The sequence below is a fragment of the Acinetobacter zhairuonensis genome (genome assembly GCF_022601715.1).
GTDB lineage: Bacteria > Pseudomonadota > Gammaproteobacteria > Pseudomonadales > Moraxellaceae > Acinetobacter.
Map to the genome: position 1 here is coordinate 38,021 of NZ_JAKVIM010000023.1, position 17,423 is coordinate 55,443.

Here is a 17,423-nt window from a genome sequence, read left to right on the forward strand (position 1 = left end):
ATGAGGATAGATAATGAAAAATAAAGCACCAAACAAAATCATTGCTCCAATCATTATTGCGGGAATTACTTTTGGTTTTTTAGCCAGCGCCTACAAGTTTATTTTTGCAGCGCAGGTAAAGCAACAGCAAGTAAAAGAAGAGGAGGATGTAGAGGAACAATGGTTCTAATACTTTATGCTGAGAGAGTCGCATTTTAAATATTACTGTGCTATTTATAGAAAATATTCAGCATAAACGAGTATTTAGTTTAATACGGCTGACATATTTTTGAACCATACTTGGAAGTAGAAACAACAACAATGAAGGGGATCATCATGTTAAAAATATTTTTGTCACGTTTGAATTTAGTGACCGACGCACAGCAACAGTGTTTAAATCAAATGCAAAAGGCAATTGAGCGTGTAGATGCCAATCCGCAAGTGAATTTACTGCGTACTGACTATTTAGAATAAGTGTTGAATTCGTGCATAGATTGAATTCTATTCACTAAAACGAAAACAGGCAGGGTTAAATAACTCTGCCTGTTTTTATTTTAAGGAATTAAACGTATTGCGATGCGGCATGTGCCGATGACCATGCCCATTGGAAGTTAAAACCACCTAAATGCCCAGTCACATCTAGGACTTCACCTACAAAATACAATCCTTTTTGTTTTTTACTTTCCATGGTCTTGGATGAAACCTCGGTGGTATCAACACCGCCTAAAGTCACTTCTGCAGTACGGTAACCTTCAGTTCCAGACGGTTTAACTTCAAAGGCATGTAAGCGTGTCGCAATATGTTCAAGTTTTTCATCAGACAATTGACCAATGGCTGTCTCAGCGAGCTCAGACCAAATCAGGTTTTGTAGTTCTACAACCACACTTTTAGGGAAATGTTCCGTAAGTAATGTACGAAGTAGGGCTTTAGGTTGACTGTGCTTTTTAGCCTTTAAGTATTCGTGCAAATCTACACTTGGTAGAAAGTCAATTTTAAAGCTTTGTCCCACATCCCAATAATTCGAGAGTTGTAAAGAACTCGGACCACTGAGTCCACGATGGGTAAACAAAAGGGCTTCGGTGAAAGCATTTAAGTCATTGGATAAAGTGGCATCAACTGCATTACCACTTAGGCGTGTAGTGACTTCTTTGAAGCTGTCAGAAAAGGTAAATGGCACCAAACCTGCACGGGTTGGATAGACATGATGTCCAAACTGCTTGGCGATCTCATAACCAATACCCGAACCGCCTAAGGTTGGAATGGATAAACCGCCTGAAGCAATGACCACAGATTCGGTTTCAAAATACCCCAGCGTGGTAGCCGTTTGAAAACCTTGATCATCCAGAGCAGTGATGGCTTTGACTTCGCAGTTGGTTTTAATCTCGACCAGCCCTGTTTTTTCACATTCCGCCAATAGTATGGCTAAAATTTCTTTGGCGCCATTGAGGGTGAATAACTGTCCGTGCTTACGTTCTTCGTATTCAATGCCATAAGTACAAACCAAGCCAATAAAATCCCAGTTGGTATAACGGGTCAGGGCTGAAATCACAAAGTGTGGATTATGTGAAATAAAGTTGCTTGGCTCGACATACAGGTTGGTAAAGTTACATTTACCACCACCCGACATCAGAATTTTTTTCCCGACTTTATTGGCTTTTTCTACTACCAGCACTTTACGTCCACGTTGAGCTGCCATATAGGCTGTCATTAAGCCAGATGCACCTGCACCTAAAACTAAGACATCATATTGATTTGCGGACATGGCATACTCACGGGAGAATAAAGCAGGGCATTATAGACCATCTTTTTTGCTTTTTCAGGACTATCTAAAGTTGTGCTAAACGACCTTGTAGTCCACCCGAATGAATCACCAAAATTCGACTTTGTGCAGGAAAGTGCCCTTGTTGAATCAGTTCAAACAATCCCTTTAGCATTTTGCCTGTATAGACTTGTTCAAGGGGAATCTGGTAGCGCTGCTCAAAGGCTTGAATAAATTGCAGTAGTTCTACTGTGGTTTTGGCATAGCCGCCACAACAAAATTGGTCACTAATCTGCCAGTTGGTTTTATGGGTAAGTTGCTGCACCTCAGAAGTGAGAAAATCCCCTTTTAAAGCCGAAAAGCCCAAAACTTGTTGATGCTTGCTACTGGCTTCAATCAAGCCCGTGATGGTGCCACCAGTCCCGACAGCACAACAGATCAGATCATAATTTTCACGATCCTGCGCATTCAGCATTTCTTTGCAGCCCTGAATGGCGAGTGTATTGGTGCCACCTTCTGGAATGACATAATAATCAGGATAGTCTTGTTGTAATTGAGCCAAGTAATCTGGGCTTTGCTTGAGGCGATAGTGTTCACGTGACACAAACTGCAATTGCATGCCCATCTGCTGTGCGGTTGTTAGAGTATCGTTCAGAGGTTTAGTTGCCAGTTCTTCCCCGCGAATAATTCCAAGGCTGTCGAAACCAAAGGATTTTGCCGCATACGCCGTGGCAGCTATATGATTGGAATAGGCACCACCAAAGGTCAACAGTTTGGTATAACCTTGCTGTTGTGCTTCGAGTAGATTGTATTTCAGTTTAAAAAACTTGTTGCCTGAAATCTGCGGATGAACCAAATCCAAACGCTTGATGGTGATCTCAAATCCATCCACATGAATGTGATGATAAGGAATGCTTTGGGCTATTTGGTCAAACATGAGGTTTTCATCAATCTGGTTTGCTAGAGAGTCTAAGTGAATGTATGGCAATCTGCACAGGAATTAGTGCTGTGCAGATCGGGTATCCACAGAGCTGATCACGGACATGCCTGGACGTAAATTTTCAATCCCTGCCTGATTGGGATCAATCGCAATTCTCACCGCAATACGTTGCACCACTTTGGTGAAATTACCCGTGGCATTGTCTGCCTTAAGCACGCTGAATTCAGAACCCGCAGCAGGGGAAATCTGTTCCACATGTCCTGTAAATTTTTGGTGATTTAGTGCATCGACGGTAAACCATGCCTTTTGCCCAATTTTCATGTTGGCAATTTGGGTTTCTTTAAAGTTCGCCGTGACCCAAGTTTGTTGTGGAATCAGATACAGCAATTGTGTACCAGCGGCTACATATTGTCCCACGCGTGGATTGACTTCACCGAGTTGTCCATCCATTGGTGCAGTAATGGTGCTGTAGTCTTTGGTGGTTTTGGCTTGATCCAGTTGTGCTGCGGCATTGGTAACTTGCGCCTTGAGACCTGTTTCCGCGACTTGTGCGGTTTTCAGCGCCTCTTGGGCAACCAGCACATTGGCTTGTGCCTGTTGCAGCAAAGCTAAATTATTTTGCGTATCTGCGACGGCTTTGTCTTGTTCCGATTCGGACGCGGCCCCTGAATTACCTAATTGCTGATAACGCTGCTGTTGCGCTAAAGACAGTTGATAGGCTGCACGTGCTTGTTCCACTTTGGCGTCTGCCGCCACAATATCAGCTTTACGCTGGGCGATGCTTTGAGTTTGATTTGACAGGTTATTTTGTGCCTGATCGACGCCAGCCTCTGCTTGCGTGACTTTTTGATCATAAGTGGTGGCATCAATATGCATTAGCACTTGTCCTTGTTTGACATGATCAAAATCACTGACCAAAACATCTTTTACATAACCATTAATTTGTGAAGAGAGCACCGTGGTTTTGCCTTTGACATAACTGTTGTCCGTCGACTCTATGGCACTGTCAAAAGGACCAATTTTCCATGCCCATAAAATAATGCTAATACCGATGAGCAATACCAAAAACATCAAGATTAAGGTCCGCTTTGCCGTAGGAATCAATTTACTAGGTGGTGCAGCTATCATCATCGGCTGAGGTTCCGTTCGCAGAGTTTCCTCTGATGATGTTGCAGGTTTTTGATCTTCAGACATAACAGTTTCTCAATAAATAAGGCAATGTGTTAGGAGTTGGGCAGCTTGGCGTGTTGTCGCAATTGATACTGATTACGTGCAATTAAAAATGCGCCCCACAGTAATAGCAGCAGGGCAACTACGCCGTTTAAACTAATCACATCGTTATAGGCGCGGACTTGCGCTTCACGGGTCACTACTTGATTCAGACTCTTTAAGGCTTGCTGCTGTTCTAAACTTTGATCGAGGGTGTAATGGCGTGAGCTTTGTTGATAGCTTTGCAGGCGCTGTGCAATCAGCGGATCTGTTTCAGGGAGTTGGCGAATGATTTCGGCACGATAATCTTGTGTGCGCATTTGTTGATAGGTGGAATAGAAAGAGGAACCAACCAAGCCACCAAAGGTTTGCGTGGCAGAGAACAGCACAATGAAGGTCACAATATGGGTTGGACCTTTTTGCATGGCACTCATAATTCCAGTTACCAGTAAGGGGCCAATAAACACGCCACTGGCAAAGCCCACCAAAAACTGACTGACATAGAAATTGGCAGGACGAATATCACTGGTAAGATGAAAGTCAAGACCACATGCAATCAGCACCAACACTTCGGCTAAAAGCAAATGCCAAATAATCCGTTCACGGGAAAAGGTGATGGCACTGAATAAGGTGCCTCCCACAATCCCTAAGAAGATAATGGTATATAGTGGTACAAACTGATCAGGTCCCATGCCCATGGTTTTTAAGAAATTCACCGCGGCATAGCTTTGCTCGGACATCAGAAAGCGAATCGCAAATGCGCCAATAATGAAGCGAATAGTCGATGCTGCCCCGAGCCAACGGGTCATAATCAGGGGATTAACCCGATAGTGTTCATACACCAGACCGATCACAATCAGGCTAAAACCAGCAATGAGCAGATACGCCAGCCATTTTACTTCTAGCCACCATAAAATCGGACCTTGTGTCAGCACAATGCACAGAAAGGCAAACCCTGGGGCGAGGAGGGCAAAAGTGAAAAAATCCTGCTTTTCAAACACGGCAATTCTTAAGCTGCGCGGCAATTTCAGTGACACCACCATGGCGAAACAACAGAGCGCCAAGCCAATTTCAAAGGTGTAGAGTACATTCCAGTTATTCACATCAATCAGATAAGGCGAAATGATCCACGCCAATGGAATGCCCAATTGTTGAAAGCCCAGTGCCAAATAAATACTGCGTCCGAAATCCGCGCGTTTAAAGGCTTGCATAATGTAATACATACCCAAAGAACTGAGCGGAGCCGCGACCATACCGCTGATAAAACGCACTAACACTGCCATTTCAAAGGTGTGCACAAATAAATGCAAAACTAGTATGGCAATAAACATCACTAAGCCGATTTCTGAAAATAAACGTAAGCCGTATTGCTGGCGAGCTTTGAACAAAATCAGGTTAGAACTGACATTCGCCATGACATAAGCCGCAGGAATCCATGCCGCCTCAGAAGGGGTAAGTCCATATTCACCCTGAATTAAGGGTAAATTGGCGGTAATAAAACCATTACTCAGACTCGCGGATAGAGCGATGAACAAGCCAATACAAAAATACAGAATTCGTTTTGTAGTGGAGTGAGCGATCACCGCAGGTGAACCCGGCAGCGTGGGCTTTTCTTCAGGCGTCCAGTCGGGAGCGGGTTCCAGTAAACGCGGAGTTTGCGACATAATCAGCCCGCCATCTACGCCCGAATACCATTCAGTAATAGTTCAATCGCACGCTGTGCCAATTGCTGTTGTTCAGTATCGGTTAAACCTTGAAAGGAAGTGCGTAGGATTGCCGTGATCATGGCATAGTCTTGCGTGGTTAAATCGGGACGACAGATTTGATGTTGGATGGCTTGATCAATCAAGGGCTGTAAAATCGCATCACGCCGTGCATAAATATCTACCATCAGCGGATCATCACGCTCAATCACCCGCCAATATTCCATCAGTGCAGTCAAATAGGGCAAGTTATAGACATGGTTCTGAATGAGGCGAATAAAACCATCTTCATATTGAGAAAACTCGGCAGCCCTTTGCGCGAGTCGTTCTAGCGCTTGTTCCATCAAGGCAATCACCAGAGCTCGACGGTCAGCAAAATTACGATAAAAGGTTGCTCGTCCTACATTGGCTTCATCAATCACCAGTTGCAAGGGCGCATTAATGCCATGGGTTCGGAAGACCTGAATGGCAGCTTCCAGTAATTCCTCGCGGTTTTGAGCGGCACGTTGTTGGCGAATAGTCATGATGAGCTTATTTTTTGTAGCAGCCAGTCCTAATATTTAACGGACAAATTTGTCCGTTGTAAATCATCTTGCCTGTAAGATTTTGTAAGCAGGATTCAAATTCATCATTTCATTAGACATTTTTCAGCTTCTTTTTTTATAAACGTGAAGCAGTTTTAACTTTTGTCAGGTGTTTTTCAGAGGATCGATTCAGCCATAAAAGTTGTTATAAAGCCAATAGGATTTGAAAATGAATAGTGCTATGCTGAAATTAAAATAATAATAGAAGTGAGGGTATGCGATGAAAAAAGTATCCTTCATCCTGATGTGCCTTATAGCCGGATTACTTAGCGCTTGTGATGCAAAGGATGATCTGAATAAACCGAAAACTATGGTTCGCAGTATGGTCATTGGGGGTATGCCTGTGGCAGATCAAGATTATAAACTGATTGCTCAGGAACAAACGCTGCATGAGAAGGTGGCACGTCCTTAGCTTGAACTGTCTATGCCAGTTAAATGTCAAACAAGTATTTCTTCAGCCAGACTAAATTGAAGTCATAAAAAAGAGCATCGATCAAAGATGCTCTTTTTGTATCAATGAATTAGTGGAACACCGCTTCCAAGGCTTTTAAGCCAACTTTCGGGTCAAGCAGCCCATTGTAGATTTCTGGGATGTCACGGGTGACCCCAAAGAACTCATAAATGGCAAGCATTGCGCCGCGTACCGAGTATTCGACGGTAAACACCACATCATCTTCAATTTCGACAAATTGTCCCAAGAAAGCAAAATTTTGCGAGCCTTTTGGAATCACTAAAGGTCGATCCCCTGATTTACGGCAGGCAAACAGGGCAGAGGCATAAGGCATCATGACGGTTGTCACTTCGGTGTTTGCTAAAACATGCTCCAAAATATCGTCAAAACCGAGCTGTTTGATAAGCTCAGTTAAGATTTCTTGTCCTGTAGCTTGTGACATTGGTTTTTTGACGTAATCGCCCATATGGTCAATTTCGAAACCATAGCCCCACAGGGTAAAGGTATTGTCGGGTAAATTGGCAAAGTGCGGTTGTGCAGGCACCACAATGGATAAATGCCAGCCTGACTCAAACCATGTCATGAGTGCACCAGTACCCGGCTCATTGCCTGTATAGTCGACAATACGCTTCAGCAATACGTCATCTTTCATGGTCAGGGTGAACGACTCCCATTTGTGCTCATCCACATTGCCATAAAAACTCATGGGACGTCCGAAATCGGCTGCCTTTTTCGATATAGTCTCCCATAAACGCCAACCATGGTCTTGTCGATCTCGAATTAATTCAGGCACATCTTGATTGCCACCGTAACGTGAGTCTGCGGTAATTGAACCCAAGGTAAAGATGGCAAGATCATGCTGTTTCAGATCAATTTCTTCTTTACCTTCAGGGAGTTTGACATACAGTTTTGTTGCACGACGTTCTTGCGTGCTTTCATCGCTACTAAAATCGGCATCAGTCACGTAGTGACCAAAACGCACATCGGCCCCTTGTTCGGCCAGCCAGCGCTGTAAAGGATAAATCATGGAATCGTACTGGTTGTATTTGGTTCTTTTTACGCCAGCCAAAGTATGAATGCGCGGGAGTTCCTGAATAAAACGCAAGAAATAGCGTCTTAATTCGGCTGCACTGTGCCATTTTTGAAATGCAAATGTGGTGCGCCACATCTGCCAAAAGTTACTTTGGAAAAAGCTGTCATCAAAAAACTCATCAATGCGTCTGCTGCCAATCCGTTCTTCTTTCGAAGCTAGTAAACGCAGCATTTGTGCACGATACAAGTTGCTTAACCCTAATTTAGACGCATCTAAGATGTGGTGTTCAGCATCGATTAAACGTGCTCGTGCATGGGTTTTGATCTCTGCATTAAATGCACGGCATTCTTCACGTACAGAAATGTCTGGGTTTTCTAAAGAGGGAATGCTGGAAAATAAATCCCATAAACATAAATAGGTTTCATCGGTGAGCATGCGCCCACCACGTGTGACCCAAGCATGTGCCGCTTGTGGTGTTTCACCTCCATCCATTGAACCACCTGCAATATGAAGTTCTTCTAGAATATGAATATTTTGCGCAGGAACTTTTGCGTCACGGATGGCAAAGGCTGCGGCAGCCATACCCGCAATACCACCTCCAATGATCCAGAGATGTGCTTGTTTGGCGTCGAATGTGGTTTTATTCGGCATGGATAAACCCTCGTTTGTCATTTTTTATCAGTAAGTAAAATAATCCCATGTTTTAAGTATGTGATTATGCATAGGAAAAAGCTATGAATGAAATGTGAATATTTGATGCTAAATTTTGATCAAAAAAATTGTTTTATGGAAAATCTAGAGGTGAAAAAGAAATGAAATAATCCTATGTTAACATTTCAAGTATATGAAAATTAACAATATATTTAGTTTTTACTCTAATTGGTTTGAATTTATTAAGATAAAGAAAATACTTTACAAGTGTATTGAATTAAGAGTTTTTAGCAATATGAGAATAAGCGTAGACTTAAATTTCTGAATTTTTTTATCGCCTATAGTGCATTTTTTGATAGGTTTTGGTGCATTTTTTGTCTAAAATAGTGCACCATTTTTTCTCCCAATGCATCGAGGTGCTCTTTGGAATCGCTGATCATACTAGGTTCAATTACCTTAGCTTTAATGTTGGGTGCTATTAGTCCAGGACCGACTTTTATTTATGTAGCGAAAAATTCCATTGCAATTTCACGTAAACATGGTCTGTTTACTGCGCTGGGAACAGGTACAGGTGCTGCAATATTTGGTTTATTGGCGGTCATGGGTTTACAAGCGATTTTATTGGCTGTGCCATCTGCCTATTTGATATTAAAAATTTGTGGTGGTTTATATTTGCTTTGGATTGCCTATAAAATTATTAAACATGCCAAAGAGCCAATGGATAACCCGAATGGTGCAGCAGAGCCAATGAGCTATAAACAGGCTTACCGTTTAGGCTTAATTACGCAAATGAGTAATCCGAAAATTGCAGTGATATTAGCCAGTATTTTTACTGCATTATTGCCTAAGGACATTCCAACGTATTTCTATGTAATTTTACCAATGCTGTGCTTCTTTATTGATGCAGGCTGGTATTCACTGGTTGCTGTTGCCTTATCTGCGGAAGGTCCTCGCAAAGTTTATTTAAAGTCGAAAGCGATTTGTGATCGTATCGCAGGTGGGGTAATGACCGTGCTGGGTCTTAAACTGATTTTCGGTATGAAATAAGATTTTAAAAAAGCGACCTTGAAGGTCGCTTTTTTTTATGATCATAAGAATAGTCAAAGTATTTGATTAGTCTTTAAAGTGCACGGGAATCCATTGATAACTTTTTCCATCCGCAGAGTAGATATGTCCTATTCCAGGGAAGGGTAAATGCGGTGCTGCAACCGTTTCACCATTCTTTGCATATTCAGCAAACTGTTTTAAGCGTGTTGCTACGGCCTGCTTTGGATCAACATCAAATTCAATGGCCGTTTCAGGTTTGTCGAATTGAAGAGTATGCGAATGGACAATATCTCCAATAAAGACAACGGTTTCATCCTTGGTTTTTAGTTCATAGCTGAAATGCCCTGGTGTATGTCCAGGAGTGCTAATCACTTTAAAATTTTTAATTTCATCCCCCAATTGATAGGTTTTGAAACGTTGTGTGGCTTGATAGGGAGCAATGGCTGCTTTAATTTTTTCTACTGTAGCTAAAAAGCCAGCCTGTTTCTCTTTCGGAAGTTGATTGACCTGTTTGGGGTTCAGCCAAAAACTGGCTTCTGTATTGGAAACATAGACGGTCGCATTCGGGAAATTAGCGACTCCATTTTTACTAATCCCGCAGACGTGATCAGGATGTAAATGCGTTAGTAAAATGCTATCCACCTGTTCTGGTTGATAACCTGAGGCTTTTAGATTGCTTAACACTGAACCTAAATGTGACCCAAAGCAACTTGCAGCACCAGTATCAACCAAGACAAGAGAATGTCCTGTATTGACTAAAAAGGCATTGATTGAGGTCTGTATCCCCTTTTCTTGGTCAGCATAGTATTTCTTTAAAATTTCATGCATATCTTTTTCTGGCAGATTTTTAAATAGCGTAGGTGAGATAAAATTAGTCCCATCTAAAAGTGCCGTAATTTGCGCATGACCCGCTTGATATTGGTAATAGCCTGCAACTTGATGCTGTTGCTGAATTGGCGCAGGTGGTGAAGTGGCGAATGTATGAAGACTGACTAAGCTTGTGCTGAAAAGGAGGGATGTAAGTATCTTATTCATATCAATGTGTACTATCTTTTATTGGTGTTGCCTAATTTTTAGCATGTAAACTTAATTTCATCAATTTGAAGATTGATTTCTAAGAAAAAATCTAATGAAGGTATGTGAGTTTGGTTTAAGGAACTACCTATCATGTTCAGTATTTAGAAGTATTTAAATTGTTGGATGCTGTATATCTCATTGTGCAGAACAAAATAGGAATTTTCCTTGATGGCCTCTGATGAACCAGCATTTATTTAATGATGTTAAAAACCTAGAAAAGCCTCCGGTTCATCATCCATTTTTTGCTATTGTGTTGAATCAGTTCTGTTGTGTAATACATGTGGATTATCTAGTGCTAACTCATTGAATAGCTGTTCATCAAAAATATCGGTGAGCATGCTGTCATAACGTTGAATATTGTATGCAATTAGCTGATCTGCTTCCGCCTGTGTGATGATGTGGGTAGCCACTGCATCTGTAATATGCGCTTCAAAAGTCAAACCTTGAAACTGTCCTTTAGATTCGGCCTTTTTGAATGCATTCCAAAGCGGTTCTATTTTTAGAAACATTTGGAAAGCAGATTCCATACGTCCAGAAACGTCATTCGTGTCTGTGCTGTAACAAACGTGCCGTTTTAATTCCTGACGGAAAGCATTGTCTTGCATCATATATTCAGCAACATCACGTTTTAATTGATCTGTTGGTTTGGCTACTACATTTCCAAAAGGGAAACAAATGAATTTGACTAATCCAGAAGCGAACCGGATTGGAAAATTTTCAAAAAGATCATAAAAGGCATCTTGGGCCTTATACAATGCTTTATCTAAGGCTAGTCGTGCATGAACTTGCTCCGCATCTGTTTTTTGTCCATGTTCATAAAATTTCAAAATCGCACTGGCGATGAACATCTGAGCATGAATGTCAGCTAAACGACCAGACAGCATTTCTTTACGTTTAATATCACCTGCCAGTAAGCCCAGACACATATCGGCGGTCAAGGCGAAATCGGCACTGAAACGATTAATAACTTTGTAATAAGGACGACTAAATTCATCTGCATTTTCTGGAGCATGAGCAGAACCACCTGTAAAGCCATAGGTAAAGGCACGTGCTGTACGGTTAAAGGTATACGCTAAATGTTTAAATAAAATGTCATCGAAGGTGTTGAGCACCGTGTTTTTATCTACAGCCTGTAACAGTAGTAGTTCTTCAAATAAATAAGGGTGGCAATGCATTGACCCTTGACCAAAAATCATGAGCGAACGGCTTAGGATATTGGCACCTTCTACGGTAATTGAAACAGGAATTGCCTGATATCCGAGGGCAATAAAGTTACGTGGACCCAGTTGTATAGCACGACCTCCTACAACATCCATTCCATGATTGAGTATCCGTCGCATGGTTTCTGTGGCGTAGTATTTTGCCATTGCCGTCATCACAGCAGGTTTACCCCCTTGGTTCAGACCACAAGTGACCAAATAGCGGAATGCCTCTAACATGTAAACATCACTGGCAATTTCACTGGTTGATTCTTGCACACCTTCAAAATTACCTACAGAAATTTTAAATTGCTGACGAACTTTGGCAAATGCACCGACATTTAAATACGCCATTTCACCTGCTGCTGTGGACAGTGCTGGTAGAGAAATACCACGACCAACGGCTAAGCACTCCATCAACATGCGCCAGCCTTTACCTGCATTTTTTACACCGCCAATAATCCAGTCCAATGGAATAAATACATCTTTACCTTCAATAGTGCCATTCATAAAAGGCAAGCCAGGATTATGCCTTGGGCCAGTCACTACACCTTCATGACTAGCGGGCAATAAAGCGCAGGTAATACCATATTCTTTTTTATTTGTATCACCCAATAGGCCATCTGGATCATACATTTTAAAAGCCAAGCCAATGACTGTAGCAATCGGAGCAAGTGTTATCCAACGCTTAGAAAAATTCATCCTCAAGCCTAGAATTTGCTGCCCTTCAAATTCGCCATAACAAACCACACCTGAATCTGGAATGGAGCCGGCATCTGAACCAGCTTCAGGACTAGTTAAACCAAAACAAGGAATTTCTTCACCTCTGGCTAGACTCGGTAAATAGCGTTTCTTTTGCTCTTCTGTACCGTAATGTAATAGCAATTCACCAGGTCCTAAAGAGTTCGGAACCATACAACAAACCGCCGCTGTTAAAGATCGTGATGAAATTTTGCTCATAATTCGGCTTTGCGCAAAAGAGCTAAATTGTCGCCCACCATATTCTTTTGGAATAATAAGTCCTAAAAAGCCATTATCTTTGATAAATTGCCATGCTTCGGGCGGTAAATCTTTATGCTTATGATGAATATCCCATTCATTTAGCATGTTACACAGTTGCTCAACTTCATGGTCTATAAAAGATTGCTCTTCTGTACTGAGTTGTGGATAGGGGTATGCATCAAATTTTTTCCAGTCGGGTGCCCCCATAAATAATTCTTTTTCCCACCAACTGGTGCCTGCATCCAACGCTTCACGTTCAGTACTACTCATGCTGGGCATGGCATTGGCTAGTGTTTTATAAGCAGGCTTTGTTATGAATTGCATGCGAAGCGGTTTAATCAGTAAAATCACACTGATCAAAACAAGTGGAATACTCAAAAGGAGTGACCATAGACTAAGAAAAGCAGCCAATACCGTCGCAATAATAAGGAAAAAAGAACCAGTTAATCTTGATAATTCAAAGAAAAAAATTACCCAAACGGCTATAAGCAAAAGGATGATACTCAGAATAAATAGCATTGTTTTTCGCCTCTAGTGAATGCTTGTTATGCATTTTCGCCATACTAAGACAGTCAACACTACCCAAAATAAAACTATATATTGAACTGTTATCGGTATAGTAAAAATGAGAGGAAATTTTAAAAAATATAAAAGTAGAATATTAAGGTCTCGATTTAGATTGAATAAAAAAACAACATATTTCTACCACCTTCATGCAAAGAAATGTAGAGTTAGGTAATTAACACAGGAGAAATATTTAAAAAATGAAATTAGAAAAATGGGCTTTATTGCACAAAGACCTAAAAATTAAAACTCATCTAAGCTCCCAATATTTAAGTGGATAATTGGGCAGTTAAGCTGGCCTAACTTATTTAATTCTGAATTTGAAGCATGAATTTCATTGATCTGACTTTGAAAATGTCTTCCGGTCAGTTTATCCCCCTAATAATTTGAAACAGTACATCTTGCTTTCAACTCAACTTTGGCAATGATAACCAGACCATATATTTTCAATATGGTTCTGCCTAGATTCTCAATTGTTTGAATTCATTTATTTCGATCTATTGAATCGATTCTATAATCTTTCCATAGCTTCGTATTTTTTTGCGCAATCGCTGCATATGTCTGGCCGATTAGCAATGACTTGGATGCTTTTGTCTTCTACGGATAGTTGAGTAATCTGGTGCTGTCGAATCTAAGCCATAAAGTTTAATGAGGCTTTGCACAAAGCTTGTGACCATATGCAAAGAGAGTCGAAATAGAGATTTAATCATCAAGCAACATTAAATTACGCTATCGGAGGACGAGTGGTTTCTGCTTTATTTAGCTTTTAGTGGTGCATAGCATTAGGGATTTGCATCAAACCTGATCGAGAGATTTCCTCGATTCATCAAAGCTTGGTTATACGCTTGCCAGTTGGAAATAGGATAGATTTTAGGTTCGGGCTTATTCATCTGGGAATTATACTGTTGAATAAGTCTTTACTGACTGGTTTATGCAACAAAGCCAAATTTTGTTATATAAAACAATTAAATGGAAATTTTTAGCTTAAATTAAACTATAAAATGGTGCGCCCTGCGTGACATGAATCAAATTAATAATTATATGAAAATAAACAATAATATTTATTTTCTTAAAATTGATACCCCCTAAAGTACCCCCAATCTATAAAATGCTGAAATTTGCGTTTAGAATTTAGTTTTGGACGTGGATTCTAGTCTCTGTTAGGGGGTGATGTATGTATCTAGGGCTATTGGATCTATTTTTGGATCAATTGGATGATGTTATTGAGTAGCTGTAAGTTTAAAACGTGTTTAATTGTAAGAAATATATTTATCTAGAATTTCTTTAGAATGATTATATCGCTCTTTATATTCTTTCAAGCGCAGGCTATATCGAGTAAAAGTTTCGAAATCGTCTTTTAAATGTGGTGAGCAAGTTAATATATTTTGTATATCGAATATGCTACCCTTCAATACATCAAAGTATGTGGACTCTATGCTCGTAAATAGATAGCTTTTATCTTTTTCTATTCGGTTTAAAAAAACGGTTGTAGCGGTTTTTAGATCATTATTTATAGTAGCTATATTTTCTCCTAGCAAAGAAAATAGTTGATCATCATTTTTATCTTTTAGCACCTGCATAAAAATATCTGCATTTGATACTAGCTTGTCGATTTGAAATAAATCATTGTTAATTTCTAAACAACGTTGTGATTTTAACTCCCCTACGGATTGGTCTCTCCAATCATTAAACAGGTAAGCAGCTATGATTGCTGCACCTAAAGTTGCAGCTGCACCATAGTAACTACCAGTTGTGCTTAAGGCATCTTTTGCTGCGTTAGCATCCCATGAGAATTTATAGAAAATCCAAAATGTAATTAATAAAAAGGCAAATGAGATAACCAAACTTACTGCAAAGCTAAATTTAATAGGCCGTATATTTTTCAATTTATATCCTCAATCAAAACCACATATTTTTCTCTTTAAACACAACGACGGACTAGCCAATTTATAGAAAGGCTTACTATATTTTATTTTGTGTTCAATATAGAAGTAGAGTCATGAATTGATTGTTGAGCATTGGAGAAATGATTATCGGTAGAATATAAATTTTCTTGAAAAATTTCAAAGGTTTTTAGATCCTTAAAGTGCTGTACTGCACCATGGGCACCTCTAAATAAATTACATGCGTTAAAATTGAAAGCATTACAATAATTAAAAAGATCATTTGCAAAATACCAAGGTATATTTAATTTGAGTAATAAGTGATCTTTTCCATAGTATTCAAAAATCCGCTCTAAAGAGAAGTCCTTAGGTCTAGTTTGAACTCCATGCTTTGGATCAATAAAGTTTGCAATTTCTGGAGATATTTTGGAGAGTGTTAAAAGTCCATTTTGATGGGATATATGATTGTTTATAGACTTGGGAGGTTCTATAACTTTAATAATTTTAGGATCTAGCTGAGTATTATTTAATATCCATACGCTAAAAGAACCAGATTTAGTTTGGTATTTATTACTTTCACTCATTGCACCCATACTAGCAAAATAGCATGCTGTTAAGATATTTCTTGACCAATCAAGAAAGCTGGTCTCTAAACCAAAGTGTTGAGCAAAGGTTGCGACTTCAATAAATTCATTATTCCAAAAGTCATCCATGTGATTAAGATCAAAGTTCGAAAGAACTATTTCTTGAGATTTCCTTCTACTAAAAGAGTCACCAGGTATTTGTACTCCAGCTTGATCACAAAGCCTTTGGAATTCAATAAGATTTAAATATTCTTCTTTGACTATATCCTTAGGGGTAGAAATGTGATGCATTGTTGTCTCTCTGAACAATGATGGGGTTAAACCCCACATAGTGTTTGCCTGCCCACGGAAAACAACTTCATCATATATGGTCGGTAATGGTGCAGGTATAGAACCAAAACTTGGTAAATTAATAGGGGCTATATTTTCATGCTCATATCTCAACCGTGTCATTAGTTCTTGCAAGTTATAGTTTTCAGGGCTGATAAAATCTTTAAAAGACCTATAGTCATCAAAACTCAACTCAAAATACCCATTTCTTTTTACAGTTGCTGAAAGTAAAGATGTCAAAATTATTTTCCTATATGAATTTTTGATAATCATTGAAATGAGAGTGATCAGTATTACTTCTTGAAAATATCAACCATATTCGGAAGTTTAGCTCATCAAACTTCAAATAAAGAAAGAAGTATAAAAAAGTGATTTGTTATCTAGCTTTAATCTTTAAATGTTTCATCCAAAGCCTGTTGCACAGCATCTACACGTGACTTACAGGCTTTGTAAGCAATCATCGACTCTTCAACGATCTTCATTAAATTATCGATATCAGGCTGTTCTTGGGATTCAAGCAATTCAGCATTTTTCTTAAGGATTTCGAATCCATCTTTAAAGGTTAGTTCATTCTTAGTCATTGTGGATCACCTGTGTCACATTAGCTTCGATAAGACCATCTTGGAGTTCTACTTGAATGGCTTCACCTGATATTTGTTGGATAGAACGAATAGCTTTGCCTTCACTACGGACAATCCCGTAGCCTTTGGCCATTACATTTCTAGGATTTTGTAAAAGAGTCTCACGGAGTAAGCCTTCAATTTGAGTAGAGGCAAGTTTCAATTGAGATTGAGTAAAGTACTGGGTATCGCTCTTCATTAACTCGAGTGTTCTGTTTGCTTCATTGATTTGGTTTTGCGCAAGCGTCTTAATCACTTTGATGTATTGATCGTTCTGGCCTTGATATGCAGTGATTTGATGTTGAGAGAGCAGCTTTATCTTCTGTAATGATTCAAGCACGTTCTGTACTCGCTCCTGGATAAGATTTCGAATTCCGCCAATCACTTTACTAGGAGTATCAAAAGAGCGGTTAGCCACTTCATCTAAAATTGTACGGTCTTTTTCGTGGCCAATACCTACCCAGATCGGTACTGAACGTTTACAGAGCAGGGCAGCCAAATCATAGTCATTCAAATAGGCTAGATCATTGACCGCGCCACCACCACGGATAATGACGATCAGATCAGGAGGGGAGTCAAAGTCATTGGCCCATTGCCTTAAACCAGCACTTAAAGATTCAATAATACTGGTAGGGGCTGTATTACCTTGGAATGTTGCTGAATGATAGACAAAGTGACAAACACCAGTGCGATCTAGAACATCGGCATCCTTTCGGAAGTCTCCAAGACCTGCAGCATTTTCAGGGGCAATGACCAGGACATTTTGAATATCAAAGGGTGTTGGAAGCCCCTTGTTCTTATTGACCAA

At 40.0% G+C, this 17,423-nt stretch carries 16 protein-coding genes and 1 pseudogene; 4 read left to right on the forward strand and 13 right to left on the reverse strand.

The annotated features are described in order from the left end of the window. The first annotated feature begins 13 nt into the window (after nt 1-13). Nucleotides 14-169 carry a hypothetical protein gene (locus tag MKI85_RS15230; RefSeq protein ID WP_241628841.1) on the forward strand — a complete coding sequence of 52 codons (156 nt, stop codon included), beginning with the start codon at nt 14-16 and terminating at the stop codon, nt 167-169. Between the two features lie 146 nt (nt 170-315). Next, nucleotides 316-453 carry a hypothetical protein gene (locus MKI85_RS15235; protein ID WP_241628842.1) on the forward strand — a complete coding sequence of 46 codons (138 nt, stop codon included), beginning with the start codon at nt 316-318 and terminating at the stop codon, nt 451-453. An 88-nt stretch (nt 454-541) separates the two neighbouring features. Here the strand turns inward: MKI85_RS15235 and MKI85_RS15240 are convergent, their stop codons facing one another. The 5 genes from MKI85_RS15240 to MKI85_RS15260 all read right to left on the reverse strand — a co-directional run bounded on the left by MKI85_RS15240 (nt 542) and on the right by MKI85_RS15260 (nt 6,114). Beyond that, nucleotides 542-1,741, reverse strand: coding sequence for a BaiN/RdsA family NAD(P)/FAD-dependent oxidoreductase (locus MKI85_RS15240; RefSeq protein WP_241628844.1), 1,200 nt, complete (start codon nt 1,739-1,741; stop codon nt 542-544). A 64-nt stretch (nt 1,742-1,805) separates the two neighbouring features. Next, nucleotides 1,806-2,675: a 1-aminocyclopropane-1-carboxylate deaminase/D-cysteine desulfhydrase gene (locus MKI85_RS15245; protein ID WP_241628846.1), complete on the reverse strand. Its 870-nt coding sequence runs from the start codon at nt 2,673-2,675 to the stop codon at nt 1,806-1,808. Nucleotides 2,676-2,738: 63 nt separating this feature from the next. After that, entirely contained in the window at nt 2,739-3,872 is a 1,134-nt protein-coding gene (locus MKI85_RS15250) for an HlyD family secretion protein (protein WP_413351252.1), read from the reverse strand. Between the two features lie 29 nt (nt 3,873-3,901). Then, on the reverse strand, nt 3,902-5,551 hold the full coding sequence (locus MKI85_RS15255) for an MFS transporter (RefSeq protein WP_241628848.1): 1,650 nt from the start codon (nt 5,549-5,551) through the stop codon (nt 3,902-3,904). 14 nt (nt 5,552-5,565) lie between these two features. Further along, nucleotides 5,566-6,114, reverse strand: coding sequence for a TetR/AcrR family transcriptional regulator (locus tag MKI85_RS15260; RefSeq protein ID WP_241628850.1), 549 nt, complete (start codon nt 6,112-6,114; stop codon nt 5,566-5,568). Between the two features lie 280 nt (nt 6,115-6,394). Between MKI85_RS15260 and MKI85_RS15265 the strand changes: the two genes are divergently transcribed. Further along, the gene (locus MKI85_RS15265) at nt 6,395-6,586 is read left to right on the forward strand and encodes an NF038215 family lipoprotein (RefSeq protein ID WP_241628852.1); all 192 of its coding nucleotides are present in this window, start codon (nt 6,395-6,397) and stop codon (nt 6,584-6,586) included. Between the two features lie 109 nt (nt 6,587-6,695). On the opposite strand, the gene MKI85_RS15270 is transcribed toward MKI85_RS15265, so the two are convergent. After that, the gene (locus MKI85_RS15270) at nt 6,696-8,309 is read right to left on the reverse strand and encodes an oleate hydratase (protein ID WP_241628854.1); all 1,614 of its coding nucleotides are present in this window, start codon (nt 8,307-8,309) and stop codon (nt 6,696-6,698) included. Between the two features lie 465 nt (nt 8,310-8,774). Here MKI85_RS15270 and MKI85_RS15275 point away from each other — a divergent pair, with 465 nt between their 5' ends. Continuing rightward, nucleotides 8,775-9,356 (forward strand): LysE family translocator, encoded by a 582-nt coding sequence (locus MKI85_RS15275; RefSeq protein ID WP_241628874.1) that lies wholly within the window; start codon nt 8,775-8,777, stop codon nt 9,354-9,356. A 66-nt stretch (nt 9,357-9,422) separates the two neighbouring features. Here the strand turns inward: MKI85_RS15275 and MKI85_RS15280 are convergent, their stop codons facing one another. The 7 genes and pseudogenes from MKI85_RS15280 to MKI85_RS15310 all read right to left on the reverse strand — a co-directional run. Beyond that, nucleotides 9,423-10,391: an MBL fold metallo-hydrolase gene (locus tag MKI85_RS15280; RefSeq protein WP_241628856.1), complete on the reverse strand. Its 969-nt coding sequence runs from the start codon at nt 10,389-10,391 to the stop codon at nt 9,423-9,425. A gap of 287 nt (nt 10,392-10,678) precedes the next feature. Further along, a complete protein-coding gene (locus MKI85_RS15285) occupies nt 10,679-13,153 on the reverse strand; it encodes an acyl-CoA dehydrogenase (protein WP_241628858.1) in 2,475 nt (824 codons plus the stop codon). A gap of 288 nt (nt 13,154-13,441) precedes the next feature. Further along, nucleotides 13,442-14,088: pseudogene (locus MKI85_RS15290) on the reverse strand (transposase). Between the two features lie 360 nt (nt 14,089-14,448). Beyond that, nucleotides 14,449-15,084: a hypothetical protein gene (locus MKI85_RS15295; protein WP_241628860.1), complete on the reverse strand. Its 636-nt coding sequence runs from the start codon at nt 15,082-15,084 to the stop codon at nt 14,449-14,451. A gap of 83 nt (nt 15,085-15,167) precedes the next feature. Beyond that, nucleotides 15,168-16,235 carry an FRG domain-containing protein gene (locus MKI85_RS15300; protein ID WP_241628862.1) on the reverse strand — a complete coding sequence of 356 codons (1,068 nt, stop codon included), beginning with the start codon at nt 16,233-16,235 and terminating at the stop codon, nt 15,168-15,170. Nucleotides 16,236-16,381: 146 nt separating this feature from the next. Continuing rightward, a complete protein-coding gene (xseB, locus tag MKI85_RS15305; RefSeq protein WP_241628864.1) occupies nt 16,382-16,576 on the reverse strand; it encodes an exodeoxyribonuclease VII small subunit in 195 nt (64 codons plus the stop codon). Next, nucleotides 16,569-17,423, reverse strand: an 855-nt coding sequence (locus MKI85_RS15310; protein WP_241628866.1) for an exodeoxyribonuclease VII large subunit, incomplete at its 5' end; no start/stop codon positions are given. The genes MKI85_RS15310 and xseB, both read right to left, overlap by 8 nt.